Genomic DNA, 21443 nt, shown 5'->3' on the forward strand with positions numbered 1-21443 from the left:
TCAGGCCACCGGCGGCGCCATGTTCGCCGCGACGGCGGGCGTGGGGGGCCGGTCCCGGGAAGGGGGTGGGCAACCTTCAGGGGCCGGACCGCCTCTTGTGGGGTGGCGGGCGCCGGGGTCACCGGCGGTCCTCCACGATCGGCGAACGTTCACCCCGCGTTATATGTCTTGATGGTCCCCTTTGCCCTGCTGGGATGCCGGGCATTCCGGGGGACTGCCGAAAGAACGGAGGGCACGGTGTCCGTCCCTGACGACCTCGCGGCCGCGGCTCCCACCGGACCGGATGCCCCGGCGCCGACCGTCTCCGTGATCGTGCCGGTGCACAACACCCGGCGCTACCTCGACCGCAGCCTCGGCTCCGTCTTCGCCCAGACGCTGGACCGCCGCCGCATCGAGGTGATCGCGGTCGACGACGGCTCGACCGACGGCAGCGCCGAGTGGCTGGCCGGACAGGCCCGCCGCCACCCCCAGCTGACGGTGCTGCGCCAGGAGGCCTCCGGCGGGCCGGGCAAGCCGCGCAACGCCGGGCTCGCCCACGCCACCGGCGACTACGTCTTCTTCCTCGACTCCGACGACCGCCTCGACCCCGAGGCGCTGTTCTGGCTCACCCGGACGGCCCAGCGGTACGGCTCGGACATCGTCTACGGCCGGATCGCCGGCGCCGACGGCCGCGCGGCCCCCGTCGACCTGCGCACCACCAGCGCACACGTCTCGGTCTTCGACTCCCCGGTCTACTGGTCCCTGGCCGCCTACAAGCTCTTCCGCCGCTCCTTCCTCGCACGCCACCAACTGCGCTTCGTCGAGGGCCGACTGCTGGGCGAGGACCTGCCGTTCGGCAGCACCGCCCTGCTGCGCGCCGAGGTCGTCTCCGTCTTCGCCGAACGCACCTGCTACTACCTGCACGGACGCGACGACAACAGCAACGCCAGCCGCCAGGACACCGACTGGTGCGAGTACCTCGGCTACATCGGCACCGTCCTCGACCCGGTCGCGGCCGCCGTCCCGCCCGGCGGGAACCGCGACAAACTGATGGTCCGGCACTTCCACGGCGAGATACTCATGCCCTTCGGGGCCCCCTACCTCGCCCGCGACCCGGCCGGCCGCAAAGCCATGGCGGCCGCCGCCCGCCCCCTCGTGGAGCGCTACCTCACCGACCGGGTGCTGGCCGCCCTGCCGCCCCGGCTCCGGCTGCGCGCCCACTGCATACGCGCCGGGCTCGACGACGAGCTGACCGCCGTCGTCCGCGCCGACACCGAGACCCTCCCGGACCCGCCGCACCTCGACGACGACGGCCGGGTCTACGCCGGCTACCCGTACTTCCGCGACCCGCGGCGCGCCCTCCCCGACACCTGCTACGACCTCACCGACCGCGTGGTGCTGCGCCAGCGGCTGATCCGGCAGCGCTGGGCGGGCGGCGTACTGCACCTGCGGGGCACCGCCGCCCTCCCCTGGCTCGGCGGCGACACCGTCGAGATCCTGCTGCGCCGCGGCGGCACCACCCACCGGATCCCGGCCCGCACCGCGGACGGCGCCTGGCGGGCCGCCGTCGACCCCGCGACCGCGGCGGACGGCGCACCGCTGGCCGACGGCGTCTGGGGCTTCAAGATCGCGGTCACCGCGCACGGCACGGGCGGCGCCGAGGGGCCCGCCGTCCGCCGCGAGGCCTGGCTGGTCCCCGAGGACGACATGGACGACGAGGACGACACCGGCTTCGCGCCCCGGATCGTCGGCCGCGGCCCGGCCGGCCCGGCCGTCGCCGCGCTCTTCCGCTCCCGCCCGCACGGCCACCTCCACCTCGACCTGGACCGGGACGGACTGCGCCGCCCGCTCGGCGGCGATCTGCGCGGCACGGCGCACCGCACCCGCTCCGGGCGGGCCACCCTCACCGCGCGGCTCACCCTGCCCGGCTGCCCCGTGGACGCCGAACTGCGGCTGATCCTCTACGACGCGACCCGCACGGTGGCGCTGCGCACCACCGTCGAGCGGGCCGCCGGCGACCGCTACACCGTGCGCTCCCTGCTGCGCGGCGGCCCCCCGGGCACCTGGCGGGTGGCCCTGCGGGTGACCGCGGGCCCGCTCCGCCGCGAGCTGCCGGTCCGGCCGGCCGGCCGCGGCGCCGACGGGCGGACACCGCTGACCCTCACCGTGCCGGGCGGCTCCCCGGCGGCGGGCCTGCTGCGCCGGGCGCGCCGCTGACCCCGTCCGTACGCCCCCGGGCCCCGGCCCGCCCGGGGCCCGCGGCGCCCGGCCCGGCGAGCCCCTTTCGGCAATAGCCGAATGCCGTTGCCCGGCCCGCCCCCGCTGAATCAGGCTGACCCACAGTCAGGCACCGGCAGCGGTGCACCCGCGGGAGAGGACCCCGCGGGGCCGTATGACAGGGGGAACACAGATGTCCGTACTGAAGCGAGTCGGCATGACGGCCATGGCCGTCGCGGCGCTGGTCGTCCCGGCCGGCGTGGTCGTCGGAACCGCCGGACCCGCCGCGGCGAAGGCCGCCACCACCCAGGGATGCCCTTACGGCGCGGTCTGCATCTACCCGCAGAACGCCGGCTGGAACGGCGGCCACCCTTCGCACTTCTACTACAGCTACGGGGCCCACAACCTCAGCAACATGGTCGGGGTGCACCGCATCTACAACAACCAGTCCGGGGGCGCGACCATGCGGACCTGCACCGGTTACAACGGCACGGGCTGCCAGGGCTACCTGCCGGCCAACAACTACATCGACAAGGACATGACGCCGATCAACTCGATCACCCTCCAGCGGTAGGCGCGCGGCACCGCCGACAGCGCCGGGGCCGGGCCTCCTGCCGGGAGGCCCGGCCCCCGCACATCGTGCGGCGGACGGCAAGCGGGCGCACCCTGGTAGCAGCGGCTCCGGAGGTGATCGTCATGTTGCAGACCGCTGTCGGATGGCATGTCGAGCTGGAATTCGAGGAGGACAACCACCGCACTCGCGCCGCCGCCCTGGTACGGCTCGCCGACGGGACCGAGGTCCGGTCCCACGGATACGCCAGCCGTCACCCCGTCGACTCCAACCAGCCGAGGGTCGGCGAAGAAGTGGCGGGAGCCAGAGCGCTCAACGAACTGGCGATGAAGTTGCTGACCAAGGCACACGACGAGATCGACGAGGCGTCCGGCCGGACCTCGCATCCGCTGACCTGACCGGCGCCCCCGCACCCCACAACCGGCCCCGGCGCCCGCGGAGTAGGGTCGGCGCCCATGACCGAACCGGACTTCCTGCGGACCACCCGGACGTTCTACGACGCCGTGGCCGACGACTACGCCGAGCACTTCCGCGACGCCCTCGCCGCGAGGCCGATGGACCGGGCGGTACTCGCCGGGTTCGCCGAACTCGTACGGGCCGCGGACGCCGGACCGGTGGCCGACCTCGGATGCGGGCCCGGTCAAGTGACGGCCCACCTGGCCGGCTTGGGGCTGCCCGTCTTCGGCGTCGATCTGTCCCCGCAGATGGTGGCGCTGGCCCGGCGGACGCACCCGGACGTCCGGTACGAGGTGGGGGCGATGACGGACCTGGACCTGCCGGACGGGGCCCTCGGCGGCATCGTGGCCTATTACTCGATCATCCACACCCCGCAGGAGCGGCTGCCGGAGCTGTTCGCCGAGTTCCACCGGCTGCTGGCCACGGGCGGCCACCTGCTGGTCGCCTTCCAGGTCGGGGACGAGCCCCTGCACGTGGCGGAGCCGTTCGGCCACCCCGTGTCGCTCGACTTCCGGCGGCGCCGGCCGGACCGGATCGCCGGTCTGCTGGCCGGGGCCGGCCTGGAGGTGCGCACCCGGCTGCTGCACGAGCCGGACGAGGGGCTGGGGGAGTCGACCCGGCAGGCCTGCCTCATCGCCCGCAAACCCGCCGGGCCCGCTGACCGTCACGCCTGACGGCCCCCGTACCACGTACGGCCGCCGGGCACCGCTGAAACACGGTGCCCGGCGGCCGTATGCGCGATACGCGGCCCGCGGTCAGCCCTGCGGGTGGTGGTGCTGCCAGCCCGCCCAAGCCGAGGTGATCATGTCGCGGACGTCGCGGCGGGCCTTCCAGCCCAGCTCGTCGGTGATCCGGTCGGCGGCCGCGACCACCCGGGCCGGGTCGCCCGCCCGGCGCGGGGTGACCTCGGCGGTGACGCCCTGATGCCCGGTGACCCCGGCGATCAGATCGATCATCTCGCGCACCGACACCCCCTCACCGCGCCCGATGTTCAGCGTCACATCGCGCACCGGACCCGGCCCGGCGAGCTTGCGGGCGGCCGCCACATGCGCCTCGGCGAGGTCGGCGACATGAATGTAGTCGCGGATGCAGGTGCCGTCCGGGGTGTCGTAGTCATCACCGAAGATGCGCGGCGCGGCGCCCGCCGTGAGCCGCTCGAAGACCATCGGGACGATGTTGAAGACACCGGTGTCGGCCAGCTCGGGGGTGGCCGTCCCGGCGACGTTGAAGTAGCGCAGGCAGGCGGTGCTGATGCCGTGCGCCCGGCCGGCCGCACGGACCATCCACTCGCCGACGAGCTTGGTCTCGCCGTACGGGTTGATCGGGCTGCACGGGGTGTCCTCGGTGACCAGCTCCACGTCCGGCATGCCGTAGACCGCGGCCGACGAGGAGAAGACCAGCCGGCCGACCCCGCCCGCGGCCATCGCCTCCAGCAGCGTCTGGAGACCGTGCACATTCTCCCGGTAGTACAGCAGCGGCATCTCGACGGACTCGCCGACCTGCTTCTTCGCCGCCAGGTGGATGACATCGGTGATGCCGTGCTCGGTGAAGGTGGCATCGAGCAGCGCGCGGTTCAGCGTGGAGCCGACCACCAGCGGGACGTCCTCGGGGACCCGGGCGGCCACGCCCGTCGTCAGATCGTCGAGCACGACGACCGTCTCGCCCGCCTGGCGCAGCGCCCGTACGACATGGGAGCCGATGTAGCCGGCACCACCCGTGATCAAGTAAGACATGGCGTCAATCCTAGGCTCGGGGACGAAGAGTGCGGGGAAGTGGTCCGTGGGGATCAGCGGCGCAGCCGCCGGGCGCCGATCCGCCATACGCTGCGCAGCCCCGAGGCGACCCGGAGTGACAGGGCCCCACCGGTCGTCGCATACGGCTGCACCAGCAGCAGGAGATGGCGGCGGCTGGGCAGCACCCGGCGGCGCAGCCCCGGCCCGATGGCCCGCAGCGCGGCCCGGAAACCGGCCCCGTCCGCGCAGCTGACCTGCGCCATCAGATCCCAAGGCTCGGGGTCGGCACGGTGCTGGCCGCCCCGTTCGACCAGCGCGCCGAGATCCAGCACGACCTCGGCGGTCCAGCAGGCCTCCGAACCGCCGGCGGCCGGGGCCGGGGTCAGGGCGGCGGTGTGCACCGGGCCGCGCCGGTCGTCCCGGCGCCGCCGCAGCTCGATGTCGATGCTCTCCGGCCCGGCCGCGGCCAGCCGCCCGTACAGATCGTGCACCCGCAGCCGCAGCACACCGGGGCTGCTGAGGGCCGGTTCCGCGTCTATGGTCACCGGCAGCCGGTGCATCGGCTTGGTGCCGATCGCGTCCAGCTCCACCTCGGGCAGGTCCTGGGACCACACCGCGCGGCCCCCGGCCTCCGCGTACGGCGGCAGCAGCCGGCCGGGCCGGGCCGCCAGCTGGGTCAGCCGCCCCAGGTCCCGCGGCGCCGGCGACGCCAGCACCACCCGGGCCAGCCAGCGGGCCGGGGCCCGGGCCGCCCGCAGATCGGCCTCGTCGAAACCGGCCAGATAGTCACGGGTCAGCCGCCACCACTCGCCGCGGTAGTCGGCGCCCCGGGTGTGCAGCTCACGGACGTACATCCGCAGATCGTGGTCCAGGAACTTGGTGCTCGCGGCATGCGCCAGCGCCTTGTGCCCGGCCTCCTGGAAGATCTGCACGCTGGCCCGGTGCGCCGCGATCCGCGCCTGCCAGTTGGCGACGTCCTTGCGGTCCAGCGAGATCGACTGCCGGGCGGCCGAGCGCCGCACATGCCAGATGTAGACGTGGTCGGGGATCGTGGCGATCCGCGGGGCGGCGGCCAGCACCCGCGCGGTGAAGACGAAGTCCTCATAGGTGAAGCGGCCCTCGGGGAAGGTGATGGCGTGCTTGTCGAGGAACGCCCGCTCGTAGAGCTTGTTGACGCACAGGGTGTCCCGGACCAGCTGGGGGCCGGCCTCGGGGGAGCTGTACAGCGCCGGCTCGCGGTAGAGGCCGGGCTGCCAGGGGACGTCGCGGTGCGCGGGCAGCTCGCGGCGGACACAGGAGCCGGCCACGACCGGGGCGTCATGCTCCAGAGCGGCGGCCAGCAGCGCCCGGGCCGCACCCGGGGGCAGCACATCGTCGCTGTCGAGGAACATCACGAACCGCCCGGTGGCGGCGCGCAGCCCGTCATTGCGCGGGGTGCCGCAGCCGCCGCTGTTCGTGTCGCGGTGGATGACCCGCAGCCGCGGTTCGTTGTGGGCGAGGGCGTCCAGGGCGGCGCCGGTGCCGTCGGTGGAGGCGTCGTTCACCGCGATCACTTCGGTGACCGTTTCGCCGGGAGCCCCCTGCGCGAGTGCGGAGCGCACCGCGTCGCCGACGTGGCCGGCATCGTTGAAGGCGATCACGACGATGCTGACCTGCGCGGATGGCGTGATGGTGGGCCCCGGCAGTGGCTCAAGGGCTTCTTTCACAGTCACTGAAATCTACATTTCGTGTCGACAGCATCTCTTGGCGCGAGCGGGAATTCCGAACCCATTTCCGATGATTCAGAGGGTGAAATCCGTCGCGCGGTTGCACCCGCCGCTCCGCTTTTCCGCCCTCTTGCCGTCTTCGTGCCGGGCGGGAGCCGGGCTTGGGGTGTGCCGGGCCCGTAAGGACGCCTGCACATGCTGTAACGACGCGAGCGCCGCAGGATGCCGATCCGCACACCATCATCTTGCGGCGGACCGGCTCCGGTCACCGCTCCATCAGATCCGCGACCCGGCCCGCCGCACCGCCGTCGTCCCGGTGGCAGAACGTCTCCCGGAAATCCGCGTACGCCTCCGCCCCCGCCGCGGCGATCGCCGTCAAGTCCCCCAGCGCGTCGACCAGTTCACCGGTCGAGCTGAGCAGGGGTCCCGGCACCCGGGCCTCGAAGTCGAGGGTGAAGCCCCGCAGGGTGTCACGGTAGTGCGGCAGATCGGGGGTCAGAAAGAGCATCGGGCGGCCCGTGTTGGCGAAGTCGGCGGCCAGCGACGAGTAGTCGGTGACCAGCACATCCGCCGCCAGCAGCAGCTCGGTCGCGTCCGGGTGGGCGGACACATCGACCGCGAACGGCGCATGGTGGGCCGGCAGCCGGTCGGCCACCAGCGGATGGCTGCGGACCAGCAGCACATGGTCCTCGGCCAGCTCCCGCCGCGCCAGCTCCAAATCGAGCGGCAGATGCAGCCGGTGGTGGCCCGCGTCGTAGGCCAGATCATCGCGCGGTGTCGGCGCGTACAGCACGACCTTCCTGCCCGGCTCGATCCCCAGGCGCTCCCGTACCGCCGCCGCGGTCAGCTCGCGGTCGGGGGCGAACAGGGCGTCGGTACGCGGCAGTCCCGTCTCCAGCAGCCGCCCCGAGTAGCCCAGCGCGGAGCGCAGCACCGGTGTGCTGTGCGCATTGGGCGACAGCAGCACGCTCCACTGCCGGCTGACCCGCGGCCGCGGCGCCAGATGCGCCAGGCCGGCACACAGCGTGCCGGCCAGGTCGGCGCCGATCCGCTTGAGCGGGGTGCCGTGCCAGGTCTGGATGATCCGCTGGCCGCCGCGGCGGGTGAACCACCGGGGCAGATGCGTGTTGGTGACCACCCAGCGGCTGTGCGCCAGCGCGCCGTGCCACTCGGCGCTGCCCACCAGCACCGCCCGGGCCGTCTCCGGGACCGCGGTCTGCGCATCGCGCACCGCCCACAGATGCTCCACCTCCATGCCCCGGCGGACCAGCTCCTCGTGCACCGCGCGCGGTGAATCCCCGTACGCGCGGCCGCCGAAGCTGCTGTAGAGCACGGTGTCGCGCAGCGGGCGGGAACGGTGCAGCGAGTAGTGCTGTTCGCGCAGCATCCGGCGGCGGTACGGGCCCCGGTCGGTGGCGGGCAGCGCGGGCCCCGCCACCACCAGCGCCTCGTCCTGCCGGTGCCGGTCGAGGGCGAGCGGCTTGCCGCGGACCGTACGGGAGGCCGGCAGCCCGTCGAGCACGGACGGCGCACAGCGGACCGGGGCGTCCAACGGGGAGCCCACCGCGCCCCGTTCCCGCAGATGCAGCGTCCAGCGGCCCTCGCGCAGCGGCAGCGTCCCCGCCAGCGACGGCAGCGCGCCCAGCGGCAGCGTGCCGTGGAACCGGCCCTCGTCGTGCGTGGTGGGAAAGGCCAGCTCGGCGGCGTGCGCCCCGTGCTTGAGGACCAGTTCGGTGGCGTGCGGCGCGGCGGCCGGCAGCCCGCCCGACAGGAGCAGCGTGCCGTCCGTGCGCCACAACAGCCGGTCCAGATACGGCTGCGGGATGCGGTCGTGCAGCACGAGGTGCCCCGCCGGAGTGGCGGCCACGACCAGCTCACGGCCGTGCGGCAGCGGATACGGGACCGGCGTCAGCCCGGGGGCGCAGGCGACCGGATCGGTGCCGCCGCCGGGCAGTACCAGTTCCGCCGCCCAGCTCACGGTGTGCGCGGGCGGGATGGCCCGCGGCGCGCCGTCCCGGGTGGGGCGCGCCGCGTCGAGCGCGTCGAGCCGGATGCGGAAGGTGTGCGTCGACGACGGGGCGCCGTACGCACCCTCGGACACCTCGCCCGCCTCCCCGGAGACCGCCTCCCCGGGGCCCGCCTCCCCGGCCGGCGCCGTCTCCACCGGGAACGACACCACCGTGCCGGTCCCCTGGTGGGTCAGCCGCAGCGCGGCCGGCGGCGGACCGGGCACGGTGACGGTCAGATCCAGGTCGCCGGCGGGCGCGGCACCATGGCCGGCCAGCCGCCGGGTGCGGCGGTGCACCGACAGCCGCAGCCGCCCGCCCGCGTACCAGGGCGTGATCCGCACCCCGTCGTCCGCGCCGCCACCGGCCACGTCATGAGCGCGCGGCGCGGCCCCCGAGCCGGTGTCCGGTGCCTCCAGCGCCCCGGCCCGCACCACGCCCGCCGACGCCAGCAGCACCCCGACGGTCCAGTCGCCCTCCTCCCAGCGCCCGCCCCTGCGCAGCCGGGCCGGATCGAGCCGCAGCTCGAAGCCCGACCAGTCGTAACAGTGCAGCTCCTGACCGGACTCGGCGGTCGCCTCCGGCATCGCCACCGAGCGCAGCGGCAGCAGGATGCGCCGCCGCCCGCACGACAGCACCGCCGTCCTGAGGTAGCGGTGCCGGGCCGCGGCGTCCAGGTTGCGGAGATAGGCGTAACCGCGCAGCACCAGCACCCCGTCCCGCCACACCGCTTCCCTGACCCGGGCCACGACGGGGAAGTCCGCACGGTCCAGCCGGGTCACGCCCGGCGGCAGCTCCAGCGGCGGCGTCAGCGGCAGCACCGCCCGCTTGCGCAGCGGCGGCCCGGCAACGGTGAACCCGGCCGGATTGCGGGCCTCGTGGGTCAGCAGGGCCAGCAGATCCGCCAGCCGCCCGGCGCGGATCAGATACCAGCGCATCCGCAGCTCCACGGGGAGCGTGGGGAACAGCCGCGGATCCACCCCGGACAGGAAGTCGCGGGCACAGTCCAGGAACGCGGTCCGGCACTCCGGCGCCGCCCCCGGCAGCGACTCGACCAGGTCGAGCAGCCCCTCGGTGAGCTGCGCGTGGTCGTAGTCGCGCCGGTGGCCGCTCAGGCCGTCGCGGGCCGGGTCGGCGAGGAAGCGCCGGATACCGGCCACCGCCGCGAACCGGTCCCGTACGCCCCGGGCATCCAGCCGCCGGTGCCGGTCGGGCCCCTCCGGCAGCCGCCGGTAACAGACGTGCTCGTGCAGCACATCGACCGCCTCGGCGAGGAAGAACGCGGGCAGCGTCACCGCCGCGTCATGGCACCACTCGCCCTCGGGGAAGGCGAAGCCGTGCCGGTCCCAGAAGGTCCGGCGGAACACCTTGTTGCGGGCCACATGGTCGGACAGCAGCGTGAGGTCGTCGCCGACGCGGGTGCGCAGCACGGTCTCGCGGCCAGCCGGATGGTGGGCGGACTGGCTGCGGCCGGCCGCGCCGAGCCGGTAGACGTTGCCGGTCGCGAGGTCCGACCCGGACCGGTCCAGCAGACCGACGAGATCCTCGTACGCGCGCGGCAGCAGCACATCCTCGCCCGCGTCGAGGAACGCGAGGTAGTCGGTGTGCGGATAGGCGTGCCGGGCCCCGGTGTTGCGGACCGCGCCACAGCCGGGGGCCGGACCGTCCCCCGAGTGGTGGACGATCCGGAACCGCGGGTCGCGGGCGGCGAAACGCCGGGCGAGGGCGGCGGGGGCGGACTCCGCGGCGCCGGCGTCGTCGCGCCCCGCCGCGGGTGGACGGTCCACCAGCACCACATCCAGCGCGGTCAGCGTCTGGGCCGCGACCGACTCCAGGCACTCCTCCACATTCCGCTCGGACCCCTCGATGCGATGGACCGGGACGACGACGGTGAGCCGTGGCTTCATACGCGGACCAAGCCTTTCCGGACTGGCGATGCACAAGACCGGTCCGTTCAACTCGCCCACGGCGGCACGGTCACCGGATCTGCGCTGAAAGGGTGAGACGCCTCATCGACACTGCGTGGTCACCTGATTACGCTCAGTGTGCGAAATCGGCGCGCCGTAGCGCCGGGCCGCGTCCGATGCCGTAGACCCGTTGCACAGCTTTACGGCGCCCCGCGCGCCGTGTTCCCCCAGGGAAGGTGACCGCGTCCCGATGCCCGGCCGAACCGACAGCTCCGCCGCCACCGACAGCCCCGACGCCGGACCGCCCGGCGGCGACATCCGGACCGCCCGGCCCGCGCCCGCCGCGGGCACCGCCCCGTCCGCCTCCACCGCGCGGCTGCCGGCCGAGCGGCGGCGCGGCGGACCGGCGCGGCTGCTGCCCGCCCGGTCCCCGTTCCGCAGCCAGCTGCGGCGGATCGGCACCGGGCGGGTGCTGGAGATCGGCTGCGGGACCGGCGACACCCTCGCCGACTGCGCGCCCGGCAGCGTCGGGGTCGACCACGACCCGCAGTCCGTGGCGCACTGCCGGCAGCGCGGACTGACCGCCTACACGGCCGACACCTTCCTCGCGAGCCCGCACTCCCGTCCCGGCGCCTTCGACGCACTGCTGACCGCGCACGTCCTGGAACACCTGGACGACGAGCAGGTCGAAGACCTGCTGCGGGCGTATGTGCCGTACGTCCGGCCCGGCGGCGGAGTCCTGCTGATCACCGCGCAGGAGGCCGCGCACCGGGCCGGCCCCGCCCCGGTGCGCTTCACCGACTTCCCGCTGCTGCGCGCCTTCGCCGAATCCGCCGGGCTGACGGTACGGCGGACGTACTCCCATCCGCTGCCGCGCCCGGCCGGGATGCTGCTGCGCTCCAATGTGTTCGTCCTGGTGGGGCAGGTGCCGCGGTAGACCTGCGGGTGCCCGGTACCTGTGACCGGCCTCTGTGCCCGGAGCCGGTGCCCGGACCCTGTGCCCGGGACGGGGCGGATCCGGGTCGCCCGGCCCCGCCCCGCCCCGCCCGGTGCCGTCAGTGGGTGCGGGCGCGCCGACGGGCGTTCACGACCGCCCGGGTGACGACCGGCGGCAGCACGTCCAGGGCGATCCGGCGCAGGGCGCTGCGGGCCGGGAGCGGCGCGCGCGGGCCCGGACGGGCCGCGGAGGCCTTCGGCGCCCGGGCCGAAGGCCGCGGCAGGGTACGGGCGCCCGCAGACGTGTACCGGGACACCGGATGGGCGGGCTCCTCGGCGCCCTTGGCGCTCAGCCGGACCAGCGGGGCATCGTTGATGTACTGCACCTCGTGCCAGATGTCGCCGCGGGCCTTGATCCAGTCCACCAGCGCCTGCTGGAACGGCTCCGGATCGCCCCAGGTCCCGTAGAACTTGGTGCCGGTGATGCAGATGGGGCGCAGCCCCTCGTTCGCGACGGCCTGCCAGGTCGCGGCGGCCACCCCCGGGCAGTGCTCGGCACGGTAGTCGTCCATCACCACGACACCGTTGCCGGTGAGCAGCTCGCGCACCGCGAGGATGTCGCCGTGCACATGCTCGTACAGATGCGAGGCGTCGATATGGGCGAAGCGCACCGAGCCCTCCTCGACATGGTCGCCCACGATCGAGCTGAGACCCTGCACGATGGTCGGCAACTCCTCATGGAAGGCAAGGTAGTTCGCCTCGAACGCGCGGCGCGTCAGGGTCGCATAGGACTTCTTCATCTCCTGGGAGTTGGAGGTGTCCTCGGCGGGGGAGTCGAAGAGATCGCAGACCGTGAAGCGCTCGCCGGCCCGCCGCCGCGCACCGAGGAAGATGGCGCTCTTGCCCATGTACGCGCCCAGTTCGAGCAGATCACCCGGCTCCGAACGCTCCTGCTGGCGCTTCAGGAACCAGTCGAAGAGCAGCTGGTCCGCGGTGAAGAACCAGCCCTTGACCTCGGACAGCCGGGTGGGGCGCGGGAGTTGTTCGGCACTCTGGTCTGCGATGGGGGCAGTCATGTGCGGTCCGTCTCCAGACGGTCGGGAACGTTAGGGCGTAAGACGACACGTGCGTGGGGGGAGGAAGGTGCGGTATGTGCCGGCGCTGTCTGCCGTGGATATACGGGGAGCGGGGAATGCGGGGCGTCCATGAACTCCATGGACACCGCGGACTCCATGGACTCCGTGGAGATTGCTGCTGTCTGCTGTCTGCTGTTGTGCATCTCTGCAGTTATGGGCGTGCCCGGTGCCACGACCGCCGCGCAGGGGCGGCCCGGCAGGGCCAGGGCGCCACGCCTCGTTCCACGAGACATGCGGGCGCCGCTCAGGCGGTCTCCATGGCGGAGCCCTGTCGCACCCTGCGCGGCACGGCACCGACGGCATCGTAGGCGGAGGAAAGTGAACGGGAGATGGCGCGCAGCCCGGCGGCACCGGACCCCCGCGGGGAGATCACTTCACCGCACCGGCCATCACACCGGAGACGAACTGCCGCTGGAAGGCGAAGAAGACGATCAACGGCACCACCATCGACAGAAAGGCGCCGGGCGCCAGCACATCGATGTTGTTGCCGAACTGCCGCACCTCCTGCTGCAGGGCGACCGTGACCGGCGGATTGCCGCTGTCCGCGAAGATCAGCGCGATCAGCATGTCGTTCCACACCCACAGGAACTGGAAGATCCCCAGCGAGGCGATCGCCGGACCGCCCAGCGGCAGCACCACCCGGGTGAACAGCCGCAGCTCACCCGCCCCGTCCAGCCGGGCCGCCTCCAGCAGCTCGCGCGGGATCTCGGCGAAGAAGTTCCGCAGCAGGAACACCGCGAACGGCAGCCCGAAGGCCGTATGGAACAGGACCACCCCGGCCGTCGTCTCGAACAGCCCCACCGCCCCGAACAGCTTGGCCACCGGGATCAGCGCCACCTGCACGGGCACCACCAGCAGCCCGACCACGGCCAGGAACCACCCGTCCCGGCCGGGGAAGTCCATCCAGGCGAACGCATAGCCGGCCAGCGAGCCGATGACGACGACCAGCACTGTCGCCGGCACCGTGATCGCCGCCGTGGTCAGCAGCGACCCCATCACCTTGTCGTTGGACAGCAGCCCGCTGTAGTTGTCCCAGGTGATCTGGGCCGGCTCACTGAAGACCTGCCACCAGCCGGACTCGGCGATCTGCTGCGGACTGCGCAGCGAGGACAGCAGCAGCCCCACCGACGGCATCAGCCAGAACAGCGCGACGAGGACCAGGAAGACCCGCACCGCGCCGCCACCGGTCCGCGCCGCGATCCGCGCGGCCGGCGACCGCCGGGCCCGTACACCACCGGCGGCATCGGGGCGCCCGGCCGGTACGACACCCTCCACGGTCGTCATCGGCGACGCTCCTTCCGTAGGCGCCGGAGATTGACGTACATCACCGGCAGCACGAGCAGCAGCAGGAAGATGGCGATCGCGCTGCCCAGGCCCTCGTCGACATCCGTGCCGAACGACGACTGGAAGAGCTGGAGCGCCAGCACATTCGCGGACCGGACGCTGGAGCCCGGCGCGATGATGTAGACCAGATCGAAGATCTTCAGCACATTGATCATGAGGGTGACCAGCACGACCACCAGCACCGGCGCCAGCAGCGGCACCGTGATCCGGCGGAAGACCTGCCACTCGCCCGCACCGTCCACCCGCGCGGCCTCCAGCAGCTCCCGCGGCACGGCCGCCAGACCCGCCGCGATCAGCACCATCGCGAAACCCGCCCACATCCAGACGTACGAGCCGATGATGGCCGGGGTGACCAGCGCCGGGCCGAGCCAGTCGACACCGCGATAGGCCTCCGCAAAGTTCGCCGCGGGCAGCCGCAGCCGGGCACCCTCGGCCTTGCCGACGGGCAGCGCAAAGGTGCCGTCGGCCGCCGTCGTGGCCGAGGCGACCACCCTCCCGCCCCGGACCGCCTCGACGCGGAGACCGGCCAGCGCCTTCTCACCGCCGTCGACGGCATTGGGCCGGCCGCCACCGCCCCGGGTGAAGTCCAGCCAGGCAGTGCCGGTGATCCTGCCCGGCTGCGGCAGGGCGGCGGCCGCCCGCTGCGCCCCGCGCAGATCGCCCGGCCGGCCGGCGACCAGCGGCAGCAGCACGGGGGAGCCCGCCCGGACCGCCGACCCGGTGGTGAAGGCGCCGCCCCCGGACGGCTTCAGATCGGCACGCGGCCGCGGCTTGGCGCCGGGGAACGGCGCCGGATCGGCGAAGGTGTCATGGACGCCGACCCACACCGCGTTGGCGACCCCGCGCTCCGGCGCCTGGTCGTAGACCAGCCGGAAGACGATCCCGGCCGCCAGCATCGAGATCGCCATCGGCATGAACACGATCAGCTTGAAGGCGGTGCCCCAGCGGATCCGCTCGGTCAGCACCGCGAAGATCAGCCCCAGCGCGGTCGAAACCGTCGGCGCCACCACCACCCAGACGACGTTGTTCCGCAGCGCCGTGCGGATGCCCTCGTCCGAGAACATCGCGCCGTAGTTGTCCAGCCCCACGAAACCGTCACCGGACGCGTCGAACAGACTGCGCTGGACGGAGAACACGATCGGATAGACGACCAGCGCACCGAGCAGCAGCAGCGCCGGCAGCAGGAACACCGCGGCGAGCCACGGGCGGGCACCCAGAACACGCCCGCGGCCCGTCCCGCCACCTCCGGCCCTCCCGCGGCCCGCGCCTCCGCGCCTCCTGCGGCCCGCCCCGCCGCCTCCGCCCCTCCCGCGGCTCCGCTCGCCCGCCCTGCTGACCTCTGCGTCGCTCATGGTGACGGTCCCCCGGTCCCGGTCGAGTCGGTCGGCGTCAGCGCCCGAACGACGCGGCGGCGTCCTTCTCCAGCTGCGCCTGCGTACCCGCGATGTCCTTGGGGTTCTTCAGGAAGTCCTGCAGGTCCTTCCACTCGCCCTGGCCCGGCTTGCCGCCGAACGAGGCGGGCGCCTGGTCGGACATGTCGAAGCGGAAGCCGTCGCCCGCCGCGACCAGCGCCTTGGCGATCTCGCGCATCACCTCGTCGGCGTACGCCGCCCGGTCGAGCTCCTTGTTGGGCGAGATGAACCCGCCGGCCTGCGCCCAGATCTTGGCGGCGTCCGTCGACGCCAGGAACGTCAGCAGCGCCTGCGCGGCCCTGGTGTCCTTGAGGGCCACCGCCACATCGCCGCCGGTCACCACCGGGGACTTCGCGCCCACCGCCGGGAACGGGAAGACCTTGGCGTCCGTACCGACCTTGGCCTTGGTCTGGGCGATGTTGGCGGCGGCGAAGTCGGCCGAGGAGACCATCGCGGCCTTGGGGGTGTCACCGCCGCTGAAGGTCTGGGTCACCGACGTCGGGAAGTCCGTCTGCAGCGCACCGGAGTTGCCGCCCGCCAGCAGATCCTTACGGCCGAAGAGCTGCCCGAGCGTGGTCAGCGCCTGCTTGACCGTCGGATCGGTCCACTTGATCCGGTGCCGCGCCAGCTGGTCGTACTTCTCCGGGCCCGCCTGCGAGAGGTAGATGTTCTCGAACCAGTCCGTCAGCGTCCAGCCGTCCGAACCCCCCACCGAGACGGGCTCCACACCCGACTCGGCGATGACCTCCGCCGCCTTGACGAAGTCCGGCCAGGTCTTCGGTTCGTGGGCACCCGCGTTGTCGAACGCCTGGGCGTTGTACCAGACCAACGACTTGTTGCTGGCCTTGAAGTACACGCCGTACGGGGTGCCCTTGTGGGCGCCGAGATCCTGCCAGCCCTTCGCATAGTTCTTGGCGAGCTGCGCCTTGGCGCTCGCGCCCAGCGGCTTGAGCCAGCCCTTCTGCGCGAACTCATTGAGCACACCGACCTGTTGGAGCATCGCGATGTCCGGCGGACCGCCACCGGCGACCTTGGACCCGATGAAGCCCGCCATGTCGTCACCACTGGGCACGAAGTCGACCGTGGCGCCGGTGCGCTTCTCGAACTCGTCCAGCACCTTGCCGAAGTTCTCCCGCTCGGGCCCCGTCCACACCGCGGTGACCTGCAACTTCTGGCCCTTGAGCGAGGGGAGCTGCACCGTGGGGGCGGTGCTTCCGCCCTTACCGCCGCCGCTCCCCTCGTCCTTCGTGCCACCGCCGCTGCCGCCGCTGCCGCATGCGCCCAACGCCAGGGCGAGTACCGCGGTCGCCGCCACCACGGTCGTGGCGCGTCCAGCCATCCGGTCGAGTCGTCTGCGCATCCCCGTAGCCCCTTATCGCTGCGCCTGCCATGCCGGGTACAAAGAAACCCACCTCACGCCCTACCGCGGCGTCCCCCTGCCGTGCCGTTTGTGGGGTGCGGTGCGGTGGTGCCGAGCTGTGGTGCGTTGGTGCTGAGCCGCGCGGTCGCGCCGAGCGGCGGTGCGGTGCGGTGCGGTGGTGCCGAGCGGTCGTGTGGTGCGGTCGTGCCGATGCGGCGCTGCGGTGCGGCGCTGCGGTGGTGCCGAGCGGCGGTGCGGTGCGGTGGTGCCGAGCGGTCGTGTGGTGCGGTCGTGCCGATGCGGCGCTGCGGTGCACTGCGCCGCGCCCTGCTTCCGCGCCGAGCGGCGCCGCCCCGCGCGCTGCCGCAGCGTCGCGCAGCGCGGGCGTCGCGTGGTGCAGGTGCGTCGCGTGGTGCGCGTGCGTCGTTTGTGGTGCCGGTGTGTCGCGTGGTGCCGGTGTGTCACACGATGCGAGTGCTACGTCGCGCTGCAGCCGCGTCGCGCGCTGCGCTGCGTCGCACGGTGCGGAAGCGGTGCGGCTGTCGTATGCGGTATGCGGTATGCGGTGTCCGGTGCGCTGCGCTGCGCTGCGCCCTGCAGCGCCGTGTGCGACAGTCCTACGCCCTGGCCACGGGGTCCGCAATACCGCCTTCCGCGTCAACCGGCCTTTCGTGACAGGGCTGTTATGGGTGACGTGACGGGGCCGGCTATGGGTGGCGCGACGGAGCTGGTTACGGGTGGCGTGACGGTGCTGCCGGCGATGGGTGGGCGCCCGCGCTTCACAGCAGGGGCGGGGCGGCCGACGCCCCTGAGGACTGTGCGGCCCGCTGCAGCGCGCTGGCGAGCAGGGCCAGGTCCGTCGGGCCGTTGCCCAGCTCGCGCAGCGGGCGCCGGGCCGGCGGGTCGCCCATCCGCTGCCACTCCAGCGGGACGACCGTCGGCCGGAGGGTGGACGTCCGGGGTATCCGGCCCGTGACGCGGCCGGCCTGGAACGGTGTCGAGGAGCCGTCCGCCGCGCGGTGGAGCCGTCCACGGCCCGTGGGTACCGGCTCGGACGGATCGGTGGCGGCGCCCAACTGGACGCGCAGACCGGCCCGTTCGCTGGTCGCGGTCTCCGCCGTACGGTCCGGATGGCCGGTGGCGGCTATCAGATGCACCCCGAGCTCCGCCCCGTCCCGGGCCACCGCCTCCAGGGCGCGCACCACGGACCCGGCGGCCGGGCGGCCCGTGCTGCCCAGTGCCGGGGCCACCAGTGCGTCGAAGTCGTCGACCAGTACGAACAGTCGCGGCATCGGCACCGCGGGCTGCTGTGCGGTGTCCTCGGCGGGGGCTCCGCTGCGGGCGCGGAGGCGCAGGGTGCCGGTCGTTGACGGGTCTGCCGGTGTGGCGCCTCCTTCCTCCTTGTTCCGGCAACGATTACGGAGAGTGATTGGTTCCTGCTCTCCGTCACCACCCTCGGTCGAACGTCGCGGTGCGGCGATCCGCGGTGCCGGCAGATGCTTGCTGCGCCACTCGGCGAACGGGGTGCCGGCGAGTATCTCCGCCCGGCGCTTCAGCTCCGAGGACAGCGCCTGGGCGAACTCCCGCATCCGGACCGGGTCCGACGCGGCGAGATACGTCGTCACATGCGGCAGGTCCGTGCACACCCGCAGCCCCTCGCCGCGCTCGCTGCCCCCGCCGTCCACCAGCACCAGCGACAGCAGATCCGGGCGGTCGGCGGCGGCGAGCGAGGCGGCCAGTGAACGCAGCAGCTCGGTCTTGCCGGTGGCCGCGCCGCCCTCCAGGAGGAGATGCGAGCCGTCGGCGGCGAGATCGGCGCACAGCGGGCCGTGCGGTCCGGCACCGAGCACCGCGGCGGCGCCGGGCCTGTCGGTGTCCAGGGCGGCGGCCCAACGGGCCATCAGGGACGCCGGGGTGGCGCGGGCCAGCCCCAACTCGTCCAGCAGCCGCGCCGTATCGGGCAGCGGGACGGCCGTCCGCATCGCCGTGCCACCGCCGGCCGTGGCCGTCGGGTCGGTTTCGCGCAGCGGCGCCAGTGCCCGGGCGAACCGCTCGGCCCAGGCGCCGGAGACCGCGTCCACCGTGGCGACCGTGCCGTTGGGGCCCGAGCCCGGCTGGACGACGCGCAGCGCCGTGGCGACATCGCCGCTGAGCACCGCGACCGCTCCGCACTCCCCGAAAGCGGGCGAGGCCTTCCGGGCCGCCTCGTAGGTGGCGGCCAGTGGGAAGGCGGGGGAGGCGGCCGGGGTCTCGGCCAGGCACAGCAGATGGATACCGGCCGCCGGACCGGCCGCGGCCAGCCGGGCGGTGGTCTCGCGCAGCGCGGAGGTGCCGGGGTCGCCGTCCACGATCACGAGGGTGTACGGGCCCTGGTGGCGGGCCGCGGCGGCGGCGATCTCCGCGCGCTCGGCGTCGGCCCAGCCGGGGCCCAGCGGGCCGTCGTCGAGCCGGCGCACCAGCTCGGTGGTCCGCGCCTGGGCCTGATCCTTGTCGTACGCGAGCAGCAGCCGGCAGTCCTGGCCGCGGTCCGGACGGACCTGCGGCAGCCAGCCGAGCCAGGACCAGTCCGCCACCCGTTCCTCGGCCGGGCGTGCCCGGTCCGTGCTGATCAGCACGATGTCGAGGGTGGCGGGGGAGTGCAGGGCGGCGAGCTGGGCGAGGGCGCAGCGGGCCAGTCCGGTCAGTCGCGCCCGCGGCCCGGCGAGGCCGAGCGAGCCCGCCCTGCGCAGTTCGACGGTGACCGGCATCGCGGCTCGGCCGCCGCTGCGGGCGGCGGTCCCCAGCCGGACGGTCAGCGCGTCGGGGTGGTCCGGGCCGCGCTCCCAGAGCCGCGGCCCCGGGCCCAGCGCGGTGAGCAGGATCGCGGCGGCATCCGGCCATCGTTCCTCGGCGGCGGGCCCGGAGGGCCCTTCGGCGCTCCGGGCGCCGTCTGGGGCGTCCGCGAGGGCCGCCGCGGGGTCAGCGGCCGGTGCGTACTCCGTCGTGAAGGCCTCGTCCGGCCGCTCCACGGCGGGCCGCCCGCCGGCCAGCCGTCGCGCCCAGGCCCCGATGCCGCCCCGCCGCCCGCCCTTACGGGGCATCTCGTCGGCAGGGGCCAGCGCCTGCTGTCCGCCGTGTGTCCGCTGCTGTGCGGCGTCCGCGAAACCGTCGGCCGGCTCCCGGACGCCGGGCCCCCAACCGGCCGTCGGGGTGCCGTCGTCGGTGGTGCGGTCGTAGACATGGCCGGTGGAGGCGTCCGGGTAGGGCGTACCGGCGGCGCGCGGCGAGCCGGGGCCGGGGGCCGTTGCGCCGGGGGCCGTTGCTCCGTACCCGGTCGGGGTGCCGCGCAAGGGGGTGTCCCGTCGTCCCGGTGCGGCCGGTGCCTGCGCGGGCGGGGGAGCCGTCACGGGAGCGGATGCGCCGGTCTGGGCGTACGCACTGGCTCCGGCATAGGCACCGGCGGCGGCGACGGTGGCCCCGTGCGGACCCGCCGCCCCGTCTGCCCGGTACCCCTCGGCCCGTCCCGCCGCGACGCTGTCCGCGGTGCCCGGGGTGATCCGCAGATGGCCCTCGCCGTCCGGTGCGGTCGGCAGGGCGGGGTCCGGGGCGCCGGGCGCGGACTGCAGACGCAGGGCGGACTCGCCGATACGGAGAAGGGCGCCGGGCCGCAGGGGCGCGGGCCGTTCGTCGAGGTCGGTGCCGTCCACGGCGGTGCCGTTCGTGGAGTGCAGGTCGGCGACGGACACCGAGCCGTCCGGTTCGACCGTCACGGCGCAGTGCAGCCGCGAGACATCGGGGTCGTCGAGGGGGACGTCCGCGTCGGCGGAGCGGCCGATACGGATCTGGCCGCCGTGCAGCAGATGCACCCCGCCGGCATCGGGCCCGGAGATGATGCGGAGCCGCGCGGAGCCGTGCGGCAGGCCGTGGGCCGGAGCGGGTCCCGGGCTCTGCAGGGAGAGCACCGCGCCGTCGATCAGCGGGGGCTCGCCGATCGCCGCGCGCTGGGGATCGAGCCGCTCGGACCCGGCATACAGCACGACGGGGCCGCTGCCGCCGCCCGCACCGCCGACATCCGCACCCGAGCCCGCCACGGAGGCGGCGAGCGAGCCGGCCACCGCCGCCAGCGCGGTCCCGGCAGGGGCCGTCACCAGCACATCGCAGGCCCGTGTGGTGTGGCCGCTGCGCGGCCCGAGGACGGTCAGCCGGATCTGCATCGCCGTCAACGGTCCCTTCTGCCGGGATCCGGCAGGGGGCCCGCTCGCTCCCCCCACCACACCCGAGCACGTCGGCACGTACAAGTCCCAAGTGCACGTTGCGACAAGGACCGCGCGCCCCCACCGCATCGTGCTGGGTGCATCCTCGCACCTGCCACTGACAACGCGCCCGCCGACCGCCGTTCAGTGATCTTGATTGGTCTTCTAAGGGCGAAAAAGTGCCTGCTTGCGCGCCGTGCCCGGCCGGATTTCGACCGCCGTGGTCAGCTCGGAAGGTCTCCGGACCGGACCCCGCGGGCCCCGTCCGCACCGCCCGGACGCCGGCAGGCAACCATCCGCCCCGAACCCGCGTCTTTTCCACAAGCCCGCGCTGGGCCGCCGGACCGAAAAGATTGTGCGACGGCACTACAGTGGGTCGGACGGTCCGCGCGGAGTTGATCAGCTGACCCAGCGGGCCGGGCAAGAGATCCACCACGACCAGGGAGCG

At 73.8% G+C, this 21443-nt stretch carries 13 protein-coding genes; 5 read left to right on the forward strand and 8 right to left on the reverse strand.

Going from position 1 to position 21443, the window contains the following annotated elements; genetic code table 11:
• Positions 1-237 precede the first annotated feature (237 nt).
• The 4 genes from SLV14N_RS25015 (at position 238) to SLV14N_RS25030 (ending at position 3897) form a co-directional block, all read left to right on the forward strand.
• Positions 238-2196 carry a glycosyltransferase gene (locus tag SLV14N_RS25015; protein WP_208683763.1) on the forward strand — a complete coding sequence of 653 codons (1959 nt, stop codon included), beginning with the start codon at positions 238-240 and terminating at the stop codon, positions 2194-2196.
• Between the two features lie 193 nt (positions 2197-2389).
• Positions 2390-2770 carry a hypothetical protein gene (locus tag SLV14N_RS25020; RefSeq protein WP_018091224.1) on the forward strand — a complete coding sequence of 127 codons (381 nt, stop codon included), beginning with the start codon at positions 2390-2392 and terminating at the stop codon, positions 2768-2770.
• Between the two features lie 122 nt (positions 2771-2892).
• Complete coding sequence (locus SLV14N_RS25025; RefSeq protein ID WP_208683765.1) at positions 2893-3165, forward strand: DUF1876 domain-containing protein; 273 nt, start codon at positions 2893-2895, stop codon at positions 3163-3165.
• A 57-nt stretch (positions 3166-3222) separates the two neighbouring features.
• Positions 3223-3897, forward strand: a complete 675-nt coding sequence (locus SLV14N_RS25030) for a class I SAM-dependent methyltransferase (protein WP_263271155.1) — start codon at positions 3223-3225, stop codon at positions 3895-3897.
• Positions 3898-3978: 81 nt separating this feature from the next.
• Here SLV14N_RS25030 and galE read toward each other — a convergent pair whose 3' ends face one another.
• The 3 genes from galE to SLV14N_RS25045 all read right to left on the reverse strand — a co-directional run bounded on the left by galE (position 3979) and on the right by SLV14N_RS25045 (position 10575).
• A complete protein-coding gene (gene galE / locus SLV14N_RS25035; RefSeq protein ID WP_263271156.1) occupies positions 3979-4956 on the reverse strand; it encodes a UDP-glucose 4-epimerase GalE in 978 nt (325 codons plus the stop codon).
• Positions 4957-5009: 53 nt separating this feature from the next.
• Positions 5010-6662, reverse strand: coding sequence for a glycosyltransferase family 2 protein (locus SLV14N_RS25040; protein ID WP_208688082.1), 1653 nt, complete (start codon positions 6660-6662; stop codon positions 5010-5012).
• 265 nt (positions 6663-6927) lie between these two features.
• Positions 6928-10575 carry a CDP-glycerol:glycerophosphate glycerophosphotransferase gene (locus tag SLV14N_RS25045; protein WP_263271157.1) on the reverse strand — a complete coding sequence of 1216 codons (3648 nt, stop codon included), beginning with the start codon at positions 10573-10575 and terminating at the stop codon, positions 6928-6930.
• A gap of 250 nt (positions 10576-10825) precedes the next feature.
• Here SLV14N_RS25045 and SLV14N_RS25050 point away from each other — a divergent pair, with 250 nt between their 5' ends.
• On the forward strand, positions 10826-11512 hold the full coding sequence (locus tag SLV14N_RS25050) for a bifunctional 2-polyprenyl-6-hydroxyphenol methylase/3-demethylubiquinol 3-O-methyltransferase UbiG (protein WP_263271158.1): 687 nt from the start codon (positions 10826-10828) through the stop codon (positions 11510-11512).
• A gap of 118 nt (positions 11513-11630) precedes the next feature.
• Here SLV14N_RS25050 and SLV14N_RS25055 read toward each other — a convergent pair whose 3' ends face one another.
• From SLV14N_RS25055 to SLV14N_RS25075, 5 genes are all read right to left on the reverse strand, one after another.
• Positions 11631-12587 carry a class I SAM-dependent methyltransferase gene (locus tag SLV14N_RS25055; RefSeq protein WP_208683775.1) on the reverse strand — a complete coding sequence of 319 codons (957 nt, stop codon included), beginning with the start codon at positions 12585-12587 and terminating at the stop codon, positions 11631-11633.
• 429 nt (positions 12588-13016) lie between these two features.
• Entirely contained in the window at positions 13017-13931 is a 915-nt protein-coding gene (locus SLV14N_RS25060) for a carbohydrate ABC transporter permease (protein ID WP_208683777.1), read from the reverse strand.
• Positions 13928-15343, reverse strand: coding sequence for a carbohydrate ABC transporter permease (locus SLV14N_RS25065; RefSeq protein WP_263271159.1), 1416 nt, complete (start codon positions 15341-15343; stop codon positions 13928-13930). Before SLV14N_RS25065 ends, SLV14N_RS25060 begins: the two co-directional genes overlap by 4 nt.
• Positions 15344-15380: 37 nt before the next feature.
• Entirely contained in the window at positions 15381-16763 is a 1383-nt protein-coding gene (locus SLV14N_RS25070; RefSeq protein ID WP_263271160.1) for an ABC transporter substrate-binding protein, read from the reverse strand.
• Between the two features lie 779 nt (positions 16764-17542).
• Positions 17543-20956 carry an FHA domain-containing protein gene (locus SLV14N_RS25075; RefSeq protein WP_263273264.1) on the reverse strand — a complete coding sequence of 1138 codons (3414 nt, stop codon included), beginning with the start codon at positions 20954-20956 and terminating at the stop codon, positions 17543-17545.
• Positions 20957-21443: the final 487 nt, after the last annotated feature.

The sequence above is a fragment of the Streptomyces sp. Je 1-4 4N24 genome, from assembly GCF_026239515.1.
In the GTDB taxonomy this organism is placed as follows: domain Bacteria; phylum Actinomycetota; class Actinomycetes; order Streptomycetales; family Streptomycetaceae; genus Streptomyces; species Streptomyces nigrescens.

Bases quoted from the DNA above. Each gene is read 5' to 3' on its own strand.
- SLV14N_RS25020 (WP_018091224.1), top strand. From the start codon at position 2,390: ATGTCCGTACTGAAGCGAGTCGGCATGACGGCCATGGCCGTCGCGGCG.
- SLV14N_RS25025 (WP_208683765.1), top strand. From the start codon at position 2,893: ATGTTGCAGACCGCTGTCGGATGGCATGTCGAGCTGGAATTCGAGGAG.
- SLV14N_RS25030 (WP_263271155.1), top strand. From the start codon at position 3,223: ATGACCGAACCGGACTTCCTGCGGACCACCCGGACGTTCTACGACGCC.
- galE (WP_263271156.1), bottom strand. From the start codon at position 4,956: ATGTCTTACTTGATCACGGGTGGTGCCGGCTACATCGGCTCCCATGTC.
- SLV14N_RS25045 (WP_263271157.1), bottom strand. From the start codon at position 10,575: ATGAAGCCACGGCTCACCGTCGTCGTCCCGGTCCATCGCATCGAGGGG.
- SLV14N_RS25050 (WP_263271158.1), top strand. From the start codon at position 10,826: ATGCCCGGCCGAACCGACAGCTCCGCCGCCACCGACAGCCCCGACGCC.
- SLV14N_RS25055 (WP_208683775.1), bottom strand. From the start codon at position 12,587: ATGACTGCCCCCATCGCAGACCAGAGTGCCGAACAACTCCCGCGCCCC.
- SLV14N_RS25060 (WP_208683777.1), bottom strand. From the start codon at position 13,931: ATGACGACCGTGGAGGGTGTCGTACCGGCCGGGCGCCCCGATGCCGCC.
- SLV14N_RS25065 (WP_263271159.1), bottom strand. From the start codon at position 15,343: ATGAGCGACGCAGAGGTCAGCAGGGCGGGCGAGCGGAGCCGCGGGAGG.
- SLV14N_RS25070 (WP_263271160.1), bottom strand. From the start codon at position 16,763: ATGCGCAGACGACTCGACCGGATGGCTGGACGCGCCACGACCGTGGTG.
- SLV14N_RS25075 (WP_263273264.1), bottom strand. From the start codon at position 20,956: ATGCAGATCCGGCTGACCGTCCTCGGGCCGCGCAGCGGCCACACCACA.